Source organism: Streptomyces pactum (assembly GCF_002005225.1).
In the GTDB taxonomy this organism is placed as follows: Bacteria; Actinomycetota; Actinomycetes; order Streptomycetales; family Streptomycetaceae; genus Streptomyces; species Streptomyces pactum_A.
In genome coordinates this window covers 7,612,199-7,629,364 of sequence record NZ_CP019724.1, presented here as the reverse complement: position 1 = coordinate 7,629,364, position 17,166 = coordinate 7,612,199, and the positions used below count along the sequence as shown (strand labels likewise).

Below are 17,166 nucleotides of genomic sequence, written 5' to 3'. Positions count from 1 at the left end.
GCCGCCCTGCGGCCGGGCGGTGCCCCGGGCCACACCGAGGGCTCGAAGCAGGGGGGTGTGCGCGGAGGATACGGCGCGGAGGTGGGACGCCCGCAGCGCTCCACGCGGCGCACGCCGGTCCCGGCAGGACTCAGCCTGCCCCCGCACTGCGCAGTGCCGCCACCCTGCGGTACAGCTCCACGGCCTCGGCGCCGCGGCCGAGTTGTTCCAGGCAGTGGGCCTCGTCGTCGCGGCCGGTGAGGGTGTCGGGGTGGTCGGGGCCCAGGAGGCGTTCGCGGGCGGTGGCGACCCGGCGGTACTCGGTGAGGGCCTCGGCCCAGCGGCCCAGCCAGCCCAGGCCCACGGCGACCTCGCGGTGGCTGACCAGCGTGTCCGGGTGGTCGGGGCCGAGCACGCGTTCGCGGACCGCGCACACCTCGCGGGCCTCGGCGAGGGCCTGGGCCCAGCGGCCGAGCCGGCCCAGGTTGACGCCCAGGCCGTGCCGGGCGCGCAGGGTCTCGGGATGCTCGGGGCCCTGGGCGCGGGTGCGGTCGGCGACCAGCTCCTCGTACAGCGCCAGCGCCTCGGTGCTGCGGCCGAGCCGACCGAGGCTGATGCCGATCTCGTAGCGGGCGGCGAGGGTGTCGGGGTGGTCCGGGCCGAGCGCGCGCTCGCGGGCCTCGGCGACCTCCCGGTAGGTCAGCAGGGCCTCCTGCCAGCGGTCCAGCCGGCTGAGTTCGTAGGCCACCTCGTAGCGGGTGACCAGGGTGTCGGGGTGGTGCGGGCCGAGCACGCGGGCACGGGCGGCGGCCACCTCGCGGGCCAGCCGGTGGGCGTCCCCGGGGCGGCCGAGCCGGCCGAGGTTGAAGGCGAGGTTGTGCCGGCAGCGCAGGGTGTCGGGATGGTCGGCGCCCATGACGCGCTCGCGGGCCGCGAGGACCGACGTGTAGACCTGGTGGGCGTCGGCGTACCGGCCCAGCCGGCCCAGGGTGTACGCCATCTCCTGCCGGACGGCGAGCGTGTCGGCGTGATCGGTGCCCAGCACCCGGATCCTGGCCTCGGCGACGCGTTTGTACGCGCGCAGCGCGTCGGCGGCGTGACCCGTGCGGCTGAGGGTGAACGCGGCCTCGTAGCGGCTGGAGAGCGTGTCGGGGTGGTCGGGGCCGAGCAGGCGCTCGCGCTCGTCGGCCACCGCGCGGTGCACCTCGCCCGCCTCCTCCCAGCGGCCGAGCCGCCCCAGGCTCAGGCCCGCGCCATGCCGCGCGGCCAGCGCGGCGACCGCCTCGGGCCCCGGGTCGGGCCGCTCTTCGGGGACGGGTGCGGCGGCCTCGTCGCCGGCGGGCCGCGGGATCCACTCGCCGGACAGGCCGGCCGCCGGATCCGGGGGCGTGGCGCGCGGGCCGGTGCCGGTCGCCTTGTGGCCGGTGGTCATGCCGTGGGTCCAGGACGGCAGCACGGCCCGGCCTCCGACCAACTGGGGCGCCCGCGTACGGGGCGCCGGCACGGCCGGCGCGTACGCCGTGACCGCGCGGCCGGCGGTGATCCGGCGGCCCAGTTCACGGGCGTCGTCCGGGCGCTGCTCGGGCCGCTTGGCGAGCAGGTCCAGGATGATCCGGTCCAGGTAGGCGGGCAGTTCGGCGCGGTGGGTGCGCGGGGGCTCGGGCTCGGTGTCGCGGTGGCCGACGAGGATCGCCCAGGCGTCGTCGAGGTCGAAGGGCGGGATGCCGGTGGCGATCTCGTAGAGCACGCAGCCCAGCGAGTACAGGTCGCTGCGCCGGTCGACGTCGTCGCCGCCGATCTGCTCCGGCGACATGTAGTGCGGGGTTCCCATGGCGATGCCGGTGCCGGTCAGGCGGGCGGTGAATCCGACGTCGTGGCCGAGCCGGGCGATGCCGAAGTCGCAGATCTTCACGTTGCCGTCGGTGAGCCGGACGATGTTCGCGGGCTTCAGGTCTCGGTGCACGATGCCCTGTTCGTGGGTGTAGGCGAGTGCGGAGGCGACCTGTTCGGCGATGTCGACGACGTCGGGCACCGGCAGTGGATGGTGTCTGTTGTCCTCCAGGAGCCTGCTCAGGTCGCGGCCGTCCAGCAGCTCCATCACCAGGAAGAGCACGCCGTCCGACTCGCCGAAGTCGTGCACGACGGTGACCCCTCGGTGCTGGAGCGAGGCGGCCACCCGGGCCTCGCGCCGGAACCTCTCCCGCAGGACGCGGGTGAAGGAGTGGTCGTGCTGAGTACCCAGTGGCTTCAGGCACTTGACGGCGACGCGACGGCCCAGTGACTCGTCCCGCGCCCGCCACACCTCGCCCATGCCGCCGCGCCCGATCCGCTCCAGCAGCCGGTACCGGCCCTGGATCAGCGTGCCGTCCCCCATCTCGCTGCCCGCCCCCGTAGCAGTCCGCCCGCCCTCCCCTGGCCGGTCCAGTATGGCGGTTTATGGTCCGAGTTTGTATGGTGCCGGGCGCGCGGCCGGTCCGAGCCGTGCCATGGCGCGAAGAATGTGTTTGGGCGGCAACTGCCAGCGAAGACGTGCGGGAATCCCGCGCAGCAGGGTGCCCGTGGCGCGCAGCCGGCGGGTGACGGTGGCGGGCGCGGGCGCCGGTCTGCCGTAGATCTCGTGCGCGTACGGCGGTAGGCAGTCGTACGCCAGACGGGCGACCCGGCGCCACAGCAGTTCGCGTGCGGGGACCAGCAGGGGGTGTGTGGGCGGGCGGCGCAGGAAGTCGTCCACCTCGTGCGCCTCGTCCCCCGCGGCCAGTTCGGGCCGTACCCGCGCGAAGTAGGCGGCCAGCTCGGCCCGGTTCGCGGGTACGGCGTCGGGGTCGAGTCCGACCAGGCGGGCGCTGTGCCGGTGTTCGGCGAGGTAGCGGTCGGCGTGCGCGTCCGTGAGGGGGAATCCGGAGCGGCGCAGGACGTGCAGGTAGGAGTCGATCTCGGCGCAGTGCACCCACCGGAGCAGCGCGGGTTCGTCGAGGCCGTACCGCTCGCCCGTGTCGGGGTCCGTCGCACCGAGCATGCGGTGGATCTTCCGCACCCGGGCACCGGCCCGCTCGGCGGCCTCGGTGGTGCCGTACGTCGTCGTGCCGACGAAGCTCGCGGTGCGCATCAGCCGGCCCCACGCGTCGCGCCGGAAGTCGCTGTTCTGCGTCACGCCGCGCACGGCGCGCGGGTGCAGGGCCTGGAGGTACAGGGCCCGGATGCCGGCGACCCACATCATCGGGTCGCCGTGCGCCTGCCAGGTCACCGAACCGGGGCCGAACAGTCCCGGGTCACCCGCTCGGCCGTCCGCCCGATCACCCGTCCGTGTGGCCGTCATACCGGCAGGCTAACGCCCCGCGTCCGGCTGCCCCAGGGCCTCAGCGCAAGGTGGCGAGGAACTCTCCGCAGGCCCGGGCGCAGGCGCGGCAGGCCTCCGCGCTCTCCTCGGCGCCCGGGTGCGCGTCGAAGACGTGCGCGCTCTCCAGGCACACCTGCCGGCACCACTCCAGTTGGACGCGGATCGCGGACTCGTCCACCTGGTTCTGTTCGGACAGGACCCGGCAGGTCGCGTCGCAGACCTCCGCGCACATGATGCCCTTGCGTCGTACGAGCTCCTGGTTCTCGGTCCCGTCCGGGTCCACGAGGCTCGCCCGCAGCGCGCACGCCCGTGCGCACTCGGTGCACGCCTGCGCACAAGCGAAGCGGTCCTCCAGGAAACGGAACAGTTCCTGCTGGGAAGTCGTCGTCGATGTCACACCGCGCGGGTTGCCGCTGCGGGCGGCGCCAAACCGCCGGGCCCGTCGTTCCCAAGGGTTCCGGCCCGTTTTCCGGGCGAGCCGCCGGGCACCCGTGGGCTCTTGTGAAGCTGGTGACAGCGATGACGTCGAGCGCACACGGAGGTGCACGACATGCCGGGACGACAGGAACTGCCGTCGACCCTGGGGCGCTCCCCCCGTCAGGCCCAGCGCACCTGGATCAAGGCCCACGACTCGGCCGTGGAGGAGTACGGCGAGGGCGAGCGGGCGCACCGGGTGGCGTACGGGGCGCTGAAGCACACGTACGAGAAGGTCGGCGACCACTGGGAGCGCAAGGAGGGCGGCCGCAAGGGCCCCTCCGACCCGCGGTCCGGACGGCCCCGCGGGCAGGGCGGCCGCAGCGGCGAGGGCGTCGACGAGAAGGCCTCCAAGAAGCACCTGTACGAGGTCGCGAAGCGGCTGGGTGTCGAGGGCCGGTCGCGGATGACGAAGGCGGATCTGCTCGCGGCGATCCGGAAGGCCAATCGTTCGCGGACACGAGCCTCCCGGTCGGGCTGAGCAGGTTGGTGACGTGGACCGGGGGTACCCGCGCCCCATGACCAACGCATGGATGGACCTGGCCGTGAGCTCCGGTGGGATCGGCATCGGCATCGGTGCCGCGGCCGTCGTGGTGGTGGGTCTGCTGATCGGCGCGTTCGCCTTCGGCAGCCGGCAAAAGCGCAAGGAGTCGCCGCCGCCGCGTCCCGAGGAGCAGCCCCGTATGCCCGACGAGGGTCCCGTCCACGAGACGCGGGAGCGGCGAGAGCCCGACGAGATGCCCAGGAGCGGTGACCGGACGCTGCCGCACGACCTCGGGCACCAGGGCAGCCGCACCGCTTCCGAGCAGGAGCGGCCCCGCTGGGACGAGGGCAGCAGCGGTTCGTTCGGCAGCGGCGGACCGGGCGGACGCTGATCCCCGAGGATGTCGTGACAGAGGGAAGTGAGAACCATGACCGACCCCGCTCGCAACACCCTGCCGTTGCCGGACTACGACCATCTGCCGATCGGCGGGCTGGAGAGCCGGATCCGGTCCCTGGGCGCGGAGGAGGTGGAGGAACTGCTGGCGTACGAGAGGTCGCACGCCGACCGCCTCCCCGCCACGCAAGTGCTGGCGGCCCGGCTGGAGCAGCTCGAGTCCGGTGCGGAGCCGTCCTCCGGCGACCCGGACGCCGTGCGCCCGGAGCAGGGGCAGGGCCGCACCGGCTCCCCCGTGTCGCCGGCGACCTCGCCGGAGCCGTTCTCCCCGCCGCCGCACGGCACCCCGGACCAGCCGGGCAAGCCGAAGGGTGACCGTACGTAGTCCGTGCCCGGGACGGGCGTAGTTTCCGGCACGGACGCCGGGGAACCCATGCGCCGTGCTGTTGAAGAGGAGAAGGGCCCGCGCGGGCGCGCGGGCCCGCTACGCGGCCGAACACACCGTCAACTGGGCCGACGGGCGCTTCCCCGTCTCCGAGGGCGGTGGGCTGCTGCGCAAGGCCTTCCCGGAACACTGGTCGTTCCTCCTGGGCGAGATCGCCCTCTACAGCTTCGTCGTGCTGCTGCTGACCGGGGTGTGGCTGACGCTGTTCTTCGAGCCGTCGATGGCGGAGGTCGTCTACGACGGGTCGTACGAACCGCTGCTCGGGCAGAGCATGTCGGAGGCGTACCGCTCGACGGTGGACATCAGTTTCGACGTGCGCGGCGGGCTGATGATCCGGCAGGCGCACCACTGGGCCGCCCTGGTGTTCCTGTCGGCCATCGGGGTGCATCTGCTGCGGATTTTCTTCACCGGGGCGTTCCGCCGACCGCGTGAGGTCAACTGGCTGATCGGTGTGACGCTGTTCGTGCTGGCGCTCGCCGAGGGCTTCGCCGGCTACTCGCTCCCCGACGACCTGCTGTCCGGGACGGGGCTGCGCATCGCGCAGGGCATCATGCTGTCCATCCCGGTGGTGGGGACCTACGTCAGCATGTTCGTGTTCGGCGGCGAGTATCCCGGCGACGACGTGATCCCGCGGTTGTACTCGCTGCACATCCTGCTGCTCCCCGGGTTGCTGCTGGCGCTGGTCACGCTCCATCTGATCCTGGTCTTCTACCTGAAGCACACCCAGTGGGCGCGCCCCGGCCGCACCAACCGCAACGCGGTGGGCAAGCCGATGTTCCCGCAGTTCATGACGAACTCCACGGGCCTGTTCTTCATGGTCTTCGGCGTCCTGACGGTGCTCGCGGGGGTGGCGCAGATCAACCCGATCTGGGCGTACGGCCCCTATCGCCCCGACATCGTCTCGTTCGGCTCGCAGCCGGACTGGTACGTCGGCTTCCTGGAGGGTTCGCTGCGGCTGATGCCGCCGTTCGAGACGACGGTGGCGGGTCACACCGTCATGTGGAACGTGCTGGTGCCCGCGGTCGTGCTGCCGGGCGTCCTGTTCGCGGTGCTGTACGCGTATCCGTTCTTCGAGCGCTGGGTGACGGGCGACCACGAGGAGCACCATCTGTGCGACCGGCCCCGGGACAGGCCGGTGCGGACCGGCCTGGGCGTCGCCGCCATCTGCTTCTACGCCGTTCTCCTCCTGGCGGGCGGCAACGACATTCTCGCCCACGTCTTCGACGTCTCGCTGAACCTGCTGACCTGGGTGTTCCGGATCTCCCTGGTGCTGTTGCCGCCGATCGCCTTCATGGTGACCAAGCGCGTCTGCCTGGCGCTGCGGGAGCGGGAGCGGGAGCGGCTGGCCGAGGGCGAGGAGACGGGCGAGCTGCGGCAGACGCTCGCGGGCGGCTATGTCGAGAGCCATACGCCCCTCGACGCCGAGCAGCGGTACGTGCTGCGGTCACGGACGGAGCCGGAGCCGCTCGCGCCGGCGGCGCCGGCCGGGGAGGGGCCGCACGTGGGGCGGCTGCGGGCGACGCTCAGCGAGTGGTACTACGGCGACCGGGTCGACGCGGAGGAGACGGAGTCCGAGCCGGAGCCCCCCTCGGGCGAGCTGGAGCGCTGAGCGTCCCCCCGCCCGGCGTACTGGAAGACGAGGCCGAAGACGGCCAGGGCGAGCACACCGAAGCCGATCAGCGCGAGCCACAGGCCGTAGACGATGCCGAGCGCGAGGACGACGGCGCCCAGGGCGGCGACGATGGGCCAGGGGCTGTGCGGCGGGAAGAACTCCAGCGGGCCCGCGGTCTCCAGGACCTCCGCGTCGCCGCGGTCCTGTGCCCGCAGGCCGCGCTTGCGGTACTGCACGCGCAGGAAGAACGCGACGAGGGAGGCCATCAGGAAGGCGATGGTCAGGGCGGCGGTTCCGGCCGGCTCGTGGGAGAACCAGCCGTACCCGGCGGCGGTGACGGCGAAGAAGGCCGCCACGCCGGTGAACAGACGGGCTTCGGTCCGCACTACTGTTTCCTCTGCTCGTGCCTCTGGTCGTGTCGGCCGATGTCGGGGTGGTGCAGGTCGAACGCCGGCGACTCGGAGCGGACCCGGGGCAGCGACGTGAAGTTGTGCCGCGGGGGCGGGCAGGAGGTGGCCCATTCGAGTGAACGCCCGTAGCCCCAGGGGTCGTCGTGCTCCACCTTCGTGCCGTACTGGCGGGTGCGCCACACGTTGTAGAGGAACGGCAGTGTGGAGAGGCCGAGCAGGAAGGCGCCGATGGAGCTGATGGTGTTCAGCGCGGTGAAGCCGTCCGCCGCCAGGTAGTCGGCGTAGCGGCGCGGCATGCCCTGCTGGCCGAGCCAGTGCTGGACGAGGAACGTGGTCTGGAAGCCGACGAAGAGGGTCCAGAAATGGATCTTCCCGAGGCGTTCGTCGAGCAGCTTGCCGGTGAACTTGGGCCACCAGAAGTAGAAGCCGGCGAACATCGCGAACACGACCGTGCCGAAGAGCACGTAGTGCAGGTGGGCGACGATGAAGTACGAGTCCGTCAGATGGAAGTCCAGGGGCGGGGAGGCGATGAGGACACCGCTCATGCCGCCGAGCAGGAACGTCATCAGGAAGCCGAACGACCACAGCATGGGCGTCTCGAAGGACAGCGAGCCGTGGATGGTCGTGCCGATCCAGTTGAAGAACTTCACTCCCGTCGGCACCGCGATGAGGAACGACATCAGGGAGAAGAACGGCAGCAGCACGGCGCCGGTGGCGAACATGTGGTGGGCCCACACCACTGCGGACAGCATGGTGATGGCGATGGTGGCGCCGACCAGGCTGACGTAGCCGAAGATCGGCTTGCGGCTGAACACCGGGATGATCTCGGAGACGATGCCGAAGAACGGCAGCGCGACGATGTACACCTCGGGATGGCCGAAGAACCAGAACAGGTGCTGCCACAGCAGCGCCCCGCCGTTCGCCGCGTCGAAGATGTGCGCGCCGAACTTCCGGTCGGCCTCCAGCGCGAGCAGCGCGGCGGTGAGGACGGGGAAGGCCGGCAGCACCAGGATCGACGTGAACAGCACGTTCCAGGTGAAGATCGGCATCCGGAACATCGTCATGCCGGGGGCGCGCAGGCACAGGATGGTGGTGATGAAGTTGACCGCGCCGAGCGTGGTGGACACACCGGTCACCACCAGGCCCATGGTCCACAGGTCGCCGCCCGCGCCGGGGCTGAACACCTCGTTGTTCAGCGGCGCGTAGGCGAACCAGCCGAAGGCGGCCGCTCCCTGGGGCGTCAGGAACCCGGCCACCACCATCAGGCCACCGAACAGGTACAGCCAGTACGAGAGCGCGTTGAGCCGGGGGAACGCCACGTCCGGGGCGCCGATCTGCAACGGCATGATCGCGTTGGCGAACCCGGCGAAGAGAGGGGTCGCGAACAGCAGCATCATGATCGTGCCGTGGACGGTGAAGAGCTGGTTGTACTGGTGGCTGGTGACGAGCTGGAGTCCCGGACGGGCCAGTTCGCCGCGCATCAGCAGCGCGAGGACGCCGCCGAAGAGGAAGAATCCGAAGGACGTCGTCATGTAGAGGTTGCCGATCACCTTGTGATCGGTCGTCGTCGCCCACCGGGCCAGCGCCCGCCCGAGCGTGCGGTTCGTCCGCTGCCGCGCCGGTCCCCGGCGCGGCGGCTCGGTCCTCCTGTCCACCGCCATGCGGCGGAGGGTACCCAGACGCCCAGGACTCAGACGTACGGCCACGCCGGGACCCGCGTCAGGCGCCCGGCCGCTCCTCCGTTCGGAAGCCGTCATCGGTGTGTTCGCCCAGCTCGGGCGGTACGAGCCGGCAGCTCGCCGGGGTGGCGCCGAGACGGATCGGATGGGCCACCTGGCGGGTACCCCCGACGTCCACCACGGCCTCGACGCCCAGTTGTCCGGCGTGGGCGAAGGCCTCGTCGAGGGCGTTGACGGGACCGGCCGGCACGCCGGCGGCGGGCGGCACCCGCGCCCAGTGGCCGGCGGTGCGGGTGCGCAGCCGGTCCTGGAGGAGCGGGCGGAGTGCGCCGAGGTGGGCCACGCGGTCCGGGTTGGTGCGAAACCGCGCGCCGCCGGCGAGTTCCGGTGCGCCGGGCAGCGCATGGTGCCGGGGCGGCGCCCTCCTTGATCCGGGTCGCGGTGCCCGGTGCGCAGCAGTCGAGGGCGATCGCGTCGGCGGGGTGGCGCTCGCGGGCGGCGGCGCCGGGCTCCTCGTCCAGTTGGCGGCCGGCGGCGAGGACCTGGGGGTCCGTCAGCCCGTGCGGTGCGGCCGGTTCCGTGCGGTCCAGGCGTGAGCGGAAGGGCCGGCCGTCCTCGTCCGGTTCCGGTACGCCGAGCGGGCGGTCGCCGGTGCGGAACTCCACCCGTGCGTCGCCGGGCGGGACGTCGCGCGCAGAGCGCCGCTCCAGAGCTCTGTCCGCTTCGGGTTGCCGGTGCGACGTGTCAGCCGCCGCCACTGCCCGCCCGGCGGGCGTCGCGGGTCGGGCAGTCGTCGCTGGACCGGCCCGCCAGCCGGCCGCCCGGCTGCTCCACGGTCACCTGCGCGCTTCCCAGCGCCGGGTCCTGGCGCAGCCGGGCGACGGCGACCGTGCAGGCCAGTTGGTCGACGGCCGTTTCGTTGAGGCTCCCGACGCTCCGCGGCAACTGGACGACGACCGCCGCTCCGTCGGTCCGGACGGTGGGCGCCACGGCGGCCGGCGGCAGTTCGGTCGTCAGCCCTTCCCTCCGTTCCCGGGCGTCCGGCCCCTCGAACAGCATGAGTACGGTGCTGCCGAGGTCGGCCGCGCCGGGCACCGTGCGCGCTACCGCCACCAGAGCGCCGTCCGTGACGAAGTAGAGGGGGACGGTGGTGACGGGCACGGCCGCGGATTCGGCCTGCGACGGGGTGGCTGTCCGGCCGGGTTCCAGGACGCCGGTCGCGGGTTCGCCCGCCTCGACCACACCGGTCGCGGGGATGCCGCACGCGGAGAGCGGGAGCAGCGCCGCCGCGAGCAGGAGCGGGAGGCCGCGGCGGTGGCCGCGGCCGGCCGGCCGCACGCCCGGGCCCGCCGTGGTCGCCGGTGGTGGCGTCGGTGGGTGGGTCACGCCTGTTCCTCCTTCGCCGCTCGTCTCACCGGGGCCTTTGCCCCGTCCGGTCGCAACGGGAGGACGACCGTGAAGACGGCGCCGCCGTCCGGATGGTTCGCCGCCCGGACGGTGCCGCCGTGCAGGCGCACGTTCTCCGTGGTGATGGCCAGCCCGAGGCCGCTGCCCTCGCTCCGGGTCCGGGCGCTGTCCGATTTGTAGAAGCGGTCGAAGACATGCGGCAGGACACCGTCGGGGATGCCGTCCCCGCCGTCGCTGACCTCCACGACCGCCCGTCTTCCCGCGTGGGGGTCGTCCTCCGCGCGAAGGCGCAGGCGGACGGGGGGAGCGCCGTGGCGGAGGGCGTTGGCGACGAGGTTCGCGACGATCACGTCGAGGCGGCGCGGATCGACCCGGCCGCGCAGCGCGCCCGGTTCCGGCAGGCTGGTCCGCACGGTGTCCAGCCAGCCGCGGGAGGCGAGCGTGCGCCGTACGGACTCGGCGAGGTCGATGTCGTCCAGGTGCAGGGCGGCCGCGCCCGCGTCGAACCGGGAGACCTCCATCAGGTCGTCCACCAGGCCGGCCAGCTTCGTGGTCTCCTCGCTGATGAGGCGCACCGCCATCGCGGTGTCGTCGTCGAGGCCGGCCGCGTCCTCGTCCAGTACGTCCGTCACCGCCGACATCGCCGCCAGCGGAGTGCGCAGTTCGTGCGAGACGTCCGCGGCGAAACGGCGCGCGCCGGCCTCCATGCGCCGTAGTTCCGCCACCGACCCCTCCAGCGCGGCGGCCGTCTCGTTGAAGGTGCGGGACAGGTCGGCGAGTTCGTCGGAGCCCTGCACCGCGAGCCGGGTGTCCAGGCGTCCCTCGGCGATGCTGCGGGTCGCCCGTCGCAGGGCGCGCACGGGCCGCAGCACCCCGCGCGCGGCCAGGAGGGCCATCAGCACGGCCAGGGCCAGGGCGGGCACGGTGGCGCGTTCGATGGCGGCGACCAGCGCGTCGACGTAGCCCTGCTCCTCCCGCTGCGGCACGGTCAGGTAGACCTCCAGTCCGGAGGCGCGCCGCTGGGTGCCGTACTGGCCGGCGAAGGTGACGGGCATGCCGACGACCAGTGAGGAGTGGCCGTCCCGCGTCACCCGCTGGAACACGGTGGCGCGGCGGGTCCGTACGGACTCGCGCATCGCCTGGGACAGTTCCCGGAAGGAGTCCCCGGGGCGGGACGTGGCGCTCGCGTCCCGGTAGGCGGCCAGCACCCGCCAGTTCTGGGACCGCCCGCCGCGCGACACATCGTTGGCGAACGACTGCAGGCCGGACTCGTCGGGCGGGAACCGGTAGTTGGGGACCAGGGTGTTGACCCGGTGCCGGAAGTCCTCGATCACCGTGTCCTGGCTCTGCTGCAGGACCCCGGTACGTGCCTCACGGAAGGTCAGCGCGCCGGTGGTCACCGTGGCCACGACCGCGACGAGGGTGAAGGCCACCACCAGCCGCACGCGCAGGCCGCTCAGCGCGCGCAGCACCCGGGGAACTCTCACCGGGAGCCGAACCGGTAGCCGAAGCCGCGCACGGTGTGGACGTAACGGGGCCGGCCCGCGGGCTCGCCGATCTTGGCGCGCAGGCGCTTGACGCAGGCGTCCACGAGCCGCGCGTCCCCGTGGTAGTTGTGCTCCCACACGGCCTCCAGGAGCTGCTGGCGGCTGAACACCTGCCCGGCCGAGGCGGACAGGGTGAGCAGCAGCCGCAGTTCGGAGGGGCCGAGGGCGACGGGCCGGCCCTGGTGGGTGACGGTGAGCCCGGCCCGGTCGATGACCAGGTCACCGTGGTGTTCGGTGCGGGGCGTGCCGTGGTCGCCCGACGCGGCGCCCACGCGGCGCAGCACCGCGCGGATGCGTGCGTCCAGGACGCGGGCGCGGACCGGCTTGACCACGTAGTCGTCCGCTCCGGCCTCCAGTCCGACGACGATGTCGGTGTCGTCGCCGCGGGCGGTGGCCATGATGATCGGCACCTGGTCGTGGGCGCGTATCCGGCGGCACACCTCCAGGCCCGGCATGCCGGGCAGCATCAGGTCGAGGATCACGGCGTCGGGCCCGAAGGTCCGTAGCTGCTCCAGTCCGTCCTCGCCCGTCGCGGCCGCGGCGACCTCGTGGCCCTGGCGGCGCAGGGCGAGGCGCACGCCCTCCCGGACGGCGCGGTCGTCTTCGATGATCAGGACCCGTGGCATGGCTCTCAGTATGCGTATGAACGTGCGAACGTCCTTATGCGGGTGACGGCTGTTACACAGCGGTCCAAAAGCGGTCCACGGGCGATCACACGGCGCGGGCACTCTTCGTGATCATGAACGAGCACCGATCGACGTCCTCGCCGTCCTCCGACGCGACCCGCCGGCGCCGCCGCGCACGCCGTACCCGGCGCGGCCGGGGCGGGAAGCCGCCGATGCTGTGGGCGGGGCTCGTGGCCGGCGTCGTGCTGCTGCTCGCCGGCGCGCTGGTCCTCGAGGACCGCGCGGAGACCTCCGGCCACTCCGTCGACGCCACCGGCGCCACCGGCGCCACCGGATCGTCCTCGGCGTCCGAGCGGCCCGCGTCCCGCAAGGCCGTCGGGACGGAGGAGGAGGCGGACGAGACGGAGGAGGACGGATCCGGGTCCGGGGCCGGCAAGGAGACGGGGACGGATCAGGAGAGGGAGAAGGGTCCGGACCCCGGCGCGATCCCGTCGTCGGGACCGGGGACGTTCGCCACCGCGAGCGGCGGCGGTGACCGGGTCGGCGGGAGCGGGCGGACGCTGACCTACGTGGTCCAGGTCGAGGACGGCATCGGGATCTCGCCGCGGGACGTCGCGACCGAGGTCGAGCGGATCCTCGCCGACGAGCGGGGCTGGACGGCCGACGGGAAGGCGGGGTTCCGGCGGGTGTCCGGCGGCACGTCCGACTTCCGGGTACGGCTCGCCACGGCGGGCACGGTGGACGACATCTGCGGCCAGTACGGTCTGGACACCGGCGGCGAGGTGAACTGCAACGTGGGCCAGGACGTCATGGTCAACCTCAAGCGGTGGCTGCTGGCCACGCAGTACTACGCGGACGACGTGACGTCCTACCGGGCCCTGATCATCAACCACGAGGTAGGGCACTTCCTCGGCCACGGCCACGAGGGATGCCCCGGGGCCGGGCGGCCGGCGCCGGTGATGATGCAGCAGATCAAGGGACTGCACGGATGCCGGACCAATGTCTGGCCCTACGACAGCGAGGGCCGGCCCGTCACCGGACCGGCGGTCGGCTGAGAGGAGCGTTCGAGCGCCTCGGACGCCTCCCCGGGGCGGGGCCCCGCGCTCAGGCGGTGGTGGCCCGCTCCACCGGGATCCACAGCTCCGCGTCCGCCCGCGCTCCGTCCTCGGACGGACGGACGCGCAGGATCTCGGGCCCGGGCCTGCTCCGGTAGGGGTTCGAGGGGAACCACTGCGTGAACACGTCGCGCCACAGGTACTGGAGGGCGTGCGGGAACGGACCGGAGTTCTCGAACACGGCCCAGGTCCCGGCGGCGACCTGGAGGGCGTCCAGGTCCGTGGGCGTCTCCGCGCTCGTCACGACACCGTGGTAGTAGTCGAGTCGGGTGCCCTCCGCGCGGCTCGGGTCGATCTGGTCGGACACCCCCACGATCCCCTCCGGCTCCTGGTCGGAAAGCGAGGTGATCCGCTCCAGCGTGCCCGGGCCGATGCCCCGGATGAACTCGGCGATCGCCGGGTTGGCGCCCTCGTGGACCAGAGGGACACGGGCCTTCCTGCCGACGACGCGGAACTCCTCCCGGTCCTGGATCCGGTACCGCATGCTGCCGCTCCCCTCGACGACGAGGCGGAAGGACATCCGGGGCTGGGCCCGCAGCGCCGCGCCGGTACGCCGGGCCTCGCCCGGGCCCACGCCGTGCATGGCGCGGAACGCCCGCGCGAAGGCCTCGCCCGAGCCGTAGCCGCAGCGCACCGCGATGTCCAGCAGGGTCCGCTCGCCGGACAGCACCTCCGCACCCGCCACGGTCAGCCGCCTGCGGCGGACGTACTCCGAGAGCGGCATGCCGGACAGCGCGGAGAACATGCGCCGGAAGTGGTACTCCGACGTCACCGCGATCCGCGCGAGTCCGGCCACGTCGACCGGCTGGTCGAGATGCGCCTCGATGTGCTCCATGGCCTGGTTCAGCCGTTCCAGCACCCCCGGCTCCCTCCCCTTCGTTCACTCACGTTAGGGAACCCCCGCCCCCCGGGACCCGACATCCTGTGCCCGGTGCGGTCGGGTGCGCCCCGCCGGGCCGTCGGGCCGTCGGGCCGGCCAGCCGCGAGGAGGCAGGCGCCCCGGCCGAGGTCCGGGGTCATGTGCCTGAGCCGCGTGGCCATACAGTCGTGCGGGAGACGACAGCCCTGGGGGAGATCCGGCGCCCGCGCGAGAACGCGGCGCGGCACGCCGTACGCGACGTCCTCGCGGCACGAGGTCTCACGGACGCCGAGGAGAGCACCCGTCACGCTACTCCGAACCGGCGGTCACCGGTGCCGGTCGGTGGTGGATTCGGCGCAGTCGGGGTTGTGGCACGTGCCCGGATGCCAGACCGGAACGTAGATCCCGAGCGTCTTGTGCCGTTTGACCTCCGCGGGAACACGGTGCCCGCAGGACGGGCAGATGGTCTCGTACTTCGCGTCGACCTGCCGGGATGCGGCCTGCCGCGGTTCGGCCTGCGTCGTCTTCGTCTGCTGCGTGCGACTGCTCATGGTTCTCACGTCCACGCTGGTAAGAGCTATTGAACAGCTTTTGCCCCTACTTTACGTTCGTATGTCCGGCGGGGACAGTCCTGTGCTCTTTCGGCACTTCAGCGGGGGTCGCGTCGCCCTGCCGGAGGTGGGGCGAGGGCTTCCTCCTCCGGGGCGCCGGCGTCCTCGTCGGCGGTGTCGGCGGTGTCGGCGGTCTCGGCGGGACGCCGCAGGCTCAGGACGACCGACACCGCCAGGACCACGACGATGACCGCCAGGCTCACCGTGGACGGGATCTCCGGCACGGAGGGGCTGACGATCTTGTGAGTCGCCTGGAGGATGAGCTTGACGCCGATGAACCCGAGGATGATCGCCAGGCCCTTGCTCAGGTAGTGGAAGCGGTCCAGGAGCCCCGACAGCAGGAAGTACAGGGCTCGCAGGCCCAGGATGGCGAAGGCATTGCTGGTGTAGACGATGAAGGCGTCGTCGCTGACGGCGAGGACCGCCGGCACGCTGTCCACGGCGAAGATCAGGTCGGCCGCTTCGATCGCGGCGACGACGGCGAGCAACGGCGTCGCTACGTGCTTGCCCGCCTCCTTCACGAAGAACTTCGGGCCCGCGTAGGTGTCCCGCACCGGAATGACTCTGCGCAGCAGCCGGACGGCGAAGCTCCTGCCCGGGTCGAAGCTCTCCTCCTCGCCCCTGAGGATCTTGTAGACGCTGTAGAAGAGGATGGCCGCGAAGACGAACAGGACGGCGGTGAACCGGCTCACCACGGCCACGCCGGCGGCGAGGAAGACGCCGCGGAACACCAGGGCGCCGATCACGCCGAAGAAGAGCACCCGGTGCTGGTAGGCGCGGGGCACCTTGAAGTAGGCGAAGATCAGGGCGAAGACGAAGAGGTTGTCGACCGAGAGGCTCTTCTCCAGCAGCCACGCGGTGGTGTACTCCGTGCCCGCCGTCGCGCCCAGGACGAGGAAGACGACCCCGCCGAAGACCAGGGCGAGTCCCACCCACAGCCCGCTCCAGGCCGCCGCTTCCTTGAACCCGATGACGTGCGCGCTGCGATGGGCCAGCAGGTCGACGACGAGCGACACGACAACGGTCGCGGCGAAGGCTATCCAGAGCCAGAACGGCACATCGAACATGCGGGCCTCGCAATGATCCGCAGGGACACACCCTTACACCCGAGTGTGCCCCACGCGTCGCCCGGGGACGGTCTCACCGGTCCTCGGCCACGGGGGCGGGGCGCTGTGCCTCGGACGTCACACCGTTGGCCCTGGCCGCGTCGGCGAGGGCCTGGGCGGCGGCCTCCGCGGCCTGCGCCGTGTCGCTGGCGGCCTGGGCGGCGCCCTCGTCGGAGGGCTTCTCGCGGGTGGCGGGCGACTGGGGCAGCGCTTCGGTGAAGGCGCGGGACACCCCCTGGAGCGCGGAGGTGACCTCGCTGGGGATGACCCAGAAGGTGCTGCCCGACCCCTGGGCGAGCTGGGGCAGCACCTGGAGGTACTGGTAGGCGAGGAGTTTGGGGTCGGGGTCGTTGCGGTGCACGGCCTGGAAGACCTCGTCGATCGCCCGGGACTGTCCCTCGGCCTTGAGGATCTCGGCGGTGCGGTTGCCCTCCGCGCGCAGGACGGCGGCCTGCTTGTCGCCCTCGGCGGTGAGGATCTGCGACTGGCGCTGCCCCTCCGCTCCGAGAATCGCGGCCCGCTTGTCCCGCTCGGCCCGCATCTGCTTCTGCATCGCGTCCTTGATGGACTGCGGGGGGTCGATGGCCTTGATCTCCACCCGGTTCACCCGCAGCCCCCACTTACCGGTGGCCTCGTCGAGCACACCGCGGAGCTGGCTGTTGATGGTGTCGCGTGATGTGAGGGTCTTCTCCAGATCCATGGAACCCACGACATTGCGCAAAGTGGTGACGGTGAGCTGCTCGACCGCCTGGAGAAAACTCGCGATCTCGTAGAACGCCGCGCGTGGATCGGTGACCTGGAAATACAGCACGGTGTCGATCTCGACGACCAGGTTGTCCTCGGTGATGACCGGCTGCGGTTTGAAGGAGACGACCTGTTCCCTCAGATCGATCACCGGATAGACGCGATCGATGTAGGGAATGACGAGGCTCAGGCCGGGTTTCAGGGTGCGGTGGTAGCGGCCGAGCCGTTCGACGTTGCGGGCACGGGCCTGGGGCACGATGCGTACCGCCCGCACCACGGTGAAGACCGCGAGCAGCGCTACGATCACGCCTGCGATGAGGAACGCCGAGGCTTCCATG

The 17,166-nt window shown here is 72.2% G+C and carries 18 protein-coding genes; 5 read left to right on the top strand and 13 right to left on the bottom strand.

Annotated features, from left to right (window positions below; genetic code table 11):
• Positions 1 to 130: 130 nt before the first annotated feature.
• From B1H29_RS33360 to B1H29_RS33350, 3 genes are read right to left on the bottom strand one after another with little or no spacing between them, the layout of a single operon-like run.
• Positions 131 to 2,353 carry a serine/threonine-protein kinase gene (locus tag B1H29_RS33360; protein WP_055420401.1) on the bottom strand — a complete coding sequence of 741 codons (2,223 nt, stop codon included), beginning with the start codon at positions 2,351 to 2,353 and terminating at the stop codon, positions 131 to 133.
• A 60-nt stretch (positions 2,354 to 2,413) separates the two neighbouring features.
• Complete coding sequence (locus B1H29_RS33355; protein ID WP_055420402.1) at positions 2,414 to 3,295, bottom strand: oxygenase MpaB family protein; 882 nt, start codon at positions 3,293 to 3,295, stop codon at positions 2,414 to 2,416.
• 40 nt (positions 3,296 to 3,335) lie between these two features.
• On the bottom strand, positions 3,336 to 3,713 hold the full coding sequence (locus B1H29_RS33350) for a four-helix bundle copper-binding protein (protein WP_055420403.1): 378 nt from the start codon (positions 3,711 to 3,713) through the stop codon (positions 3,336 to 3,338).
• A 153-nt stretch (positions 3,714 to 3,866) separates the two neighbouring features.
• On the opposite strand from B1H29_RS33350, the gene B1H29_RS33345 reads away from it, so the two are divergent.
• Genes B1H29_RS33345 through qcrB form a run of 4 tightly spaced genes read left to right on the top strand, consistent with a single transcriptional unit; the run spans position 3,867 to position 6,721 of the window.
• On the top strand, positions 3,867 to 4,271 hold the full coding sequence (locus tag B1H29_RS33345; protein WP_055420404.1) for a ChaB family protein: 405 nt from the start codon (positions 3,867 to 3,869) through the stop codon (positions 4,269 to 4,271).
• Positions 4,272 to 4,308: 37 nt separating this feature from the next.
• Complete coding sequence (locus B1H29_RS33340; protein WP_055420405.1) at positions 4,309 to 4,665, top strand: DUF6479 family protein; 357 nt, start codon at positions 4,309 to 4,311, stop codon at positions 4,663 to 4,665.
• Between the two features lie 36 nt (positions 4,666 to 4,701).
• Positions 4,702 to 5,052: a hypothetical protein gene (locus B1H29_RS33335; RefSeq protein ID WP_055420406.1), complete on the top strand. Its 351-nt coding sequence runs from the start codon at positions 4,702 to 4,704 to the stop codon at positions 5,050 to 5,052.
• Between the two features lie 55 nt (positions 5,053 to 5,107).
• The gene (gene qcrB, locus B1H29_RS33330; protein ID WP_055420407.1) at positions 5,108 to 6,721 is read left to right on the top strand and encodes a cytochrome bc1 complex cytochrome b subunit; all 1,614 of its coding nucleotides are present in this window, start codon (positions 5,108 to 5,110) and stop codon (positions 6,719 to 6,721) included.
• Here the strand turns inward: qcrB and ctaF are convergent.
• From ctaF to B1H29_RS33300, 6 genes are all read right to left on the bottom strand, one after another.
• Positions 6,649 to 7,110, bottom strand: coding sequence for an aa3-type cytochrome oxidase subunit IV (gene ctaF / locus B1H29_RS33325; protein WP_055420408.1), 462 nt, complete (start codon positions 7,108 to 7,110; stop codon positions 6,649 to 6,651). The genes qcrB and ctaF overlap by 73 nt on opposite strands.
• A complete protein-coding gene (gene ctaD / locus B1H29_RS33320; protein ID WP_432280065.1) occupies positions 7,110 to 8,795 on the bottom strand; it encodes an aa3-type cytochrome oxidase subunit I in 1,686 nt (561 codons plus the stop codon). Before ctaD ends, ctaF begins: the two co-directional genes overlap by 1 nt.
• A 58-nt stretch (positions 8,796 to 8,853) precedes the next feature.
• Complete coding sequence (locus B1H29_RS33315) at positions 8,854 to 9,213, bottom strand: CoA transferase (RefSeq protein WP_079160601.1); 360 nt, start codon at positions 9,211 to 9,213, stop codon at positions 8,854 to 8,856.
• Between the two features lie 344 nt (positions 9,214 to 9,557).
• A complete protein-coding gene (locus B1H29_RS33310) occupies positions 9,558 to 10,199 on the bottom strand; it encodes a hypothetical protein (protein WP_234393128.1) in 642 nt (213 codons plus the stop codon).
• The gene (locus B1H29_RS33305; protein ID WP_055420410.1) at positions 10,196 to 11,692 is read right to left on the bottom strand and encodes a sensor histidine kinase; all 1,497 of its coding nucleotides are present in this window, start codon (positions 11,690 to 11,692) and stop codon (positions 10,196 to 10,198) included. The genes B1H29_RS33310 and B1H29_RS33305 overlap by 4 nt, the downstream gene beginning before the upstream one ends.
• Before the next feature lie 11 nt (positions 11,693 to 11,703).
• Positions 11,704 to 12,393, bottom strand: a complete 690-nt coding sequence (locus tag B1H29_RS33300) for a response regulator transcription factor (protein ID WP_055420411.1) — start codon at positions 12,391 to 12,393, stop codon at positions 11,704 to 11,706.
• 113 nt (positions 12,394 to 12,506) lie between these two features.
• Here B1H29_RS33300 and B1H29_RS33295 point away from each other — a divergent pair, with 113 nt between their 5' ends.
• Positions 12,507 to 13,448, top strand: coding sequence for a DUF3152 domain-containing protein (locus B1H29_RS33295; protein WP_055420902.1), 942 nt, complete (start codon positions 12,507 to 12,509; stop codon positions 13,446 to 13,448).
• A gap of 49 nt (positions 13,449 to 13,497) precedes the next feature.
• Here the strand turns inward: B1H29_RS33295 and B1H29_RS33290 are convergent, their stop codons facing one another.
• From B1H29_RS33290 to B1H29_RS33275, 4 genes are all read right to left on the bottom strand, one after another.
• A complete protein-coding gene (locus B1H29_RS33290; protein WP_055420412.1) occupies positions 13,498 to 14,367 on the bottom strand; it encodes an AraC family transcriptional regulator in 870 nt (289 codons plus the stop codon).
• Between the two features lie 326 nt (positions 14,368 to 14,693).
• Positions 14,694 to 14,918 carry a hypothetical protein gene (locus tag B1H29_RS33285; protein ID WP_055420413.1) on the bottom strand — a complete coding sequence of 75 codons (225 nt, stop codon included), beginning with the start codon at positions 14,916 to 14,918 and terminating at the stop codon, positions 14,694 to 14,696.
• Positions 14,919 to 15,016: 98 nt separating this feature from the next.
• On the bottom strand, positions 15,017 to 16,045 hold the full coding sequence (locus tag B1H29_RS33280; RefSeq protein ID WP_079160599.1) for a TerC family protein: 1,029 nt from the start codon (positions 16,043 to 16,045) through the stop codon (positions 15,017 to 15,019).
• 73 nt (positions 16,046 to 16,118) lie between these two features.
• Positions 16,119 to 17,165, bottom strand: coding sequence for an SPFH domain-containing protein (locus tag B1H29_RS33275; RefSeq protein WP_055420414.1), 1,047 nt, complete (start codon positions 17,163 to 17,165; stop codon positions 16,119 to 16,121).
• Position 17,166 lies beyond the last annotated feature (1 nt).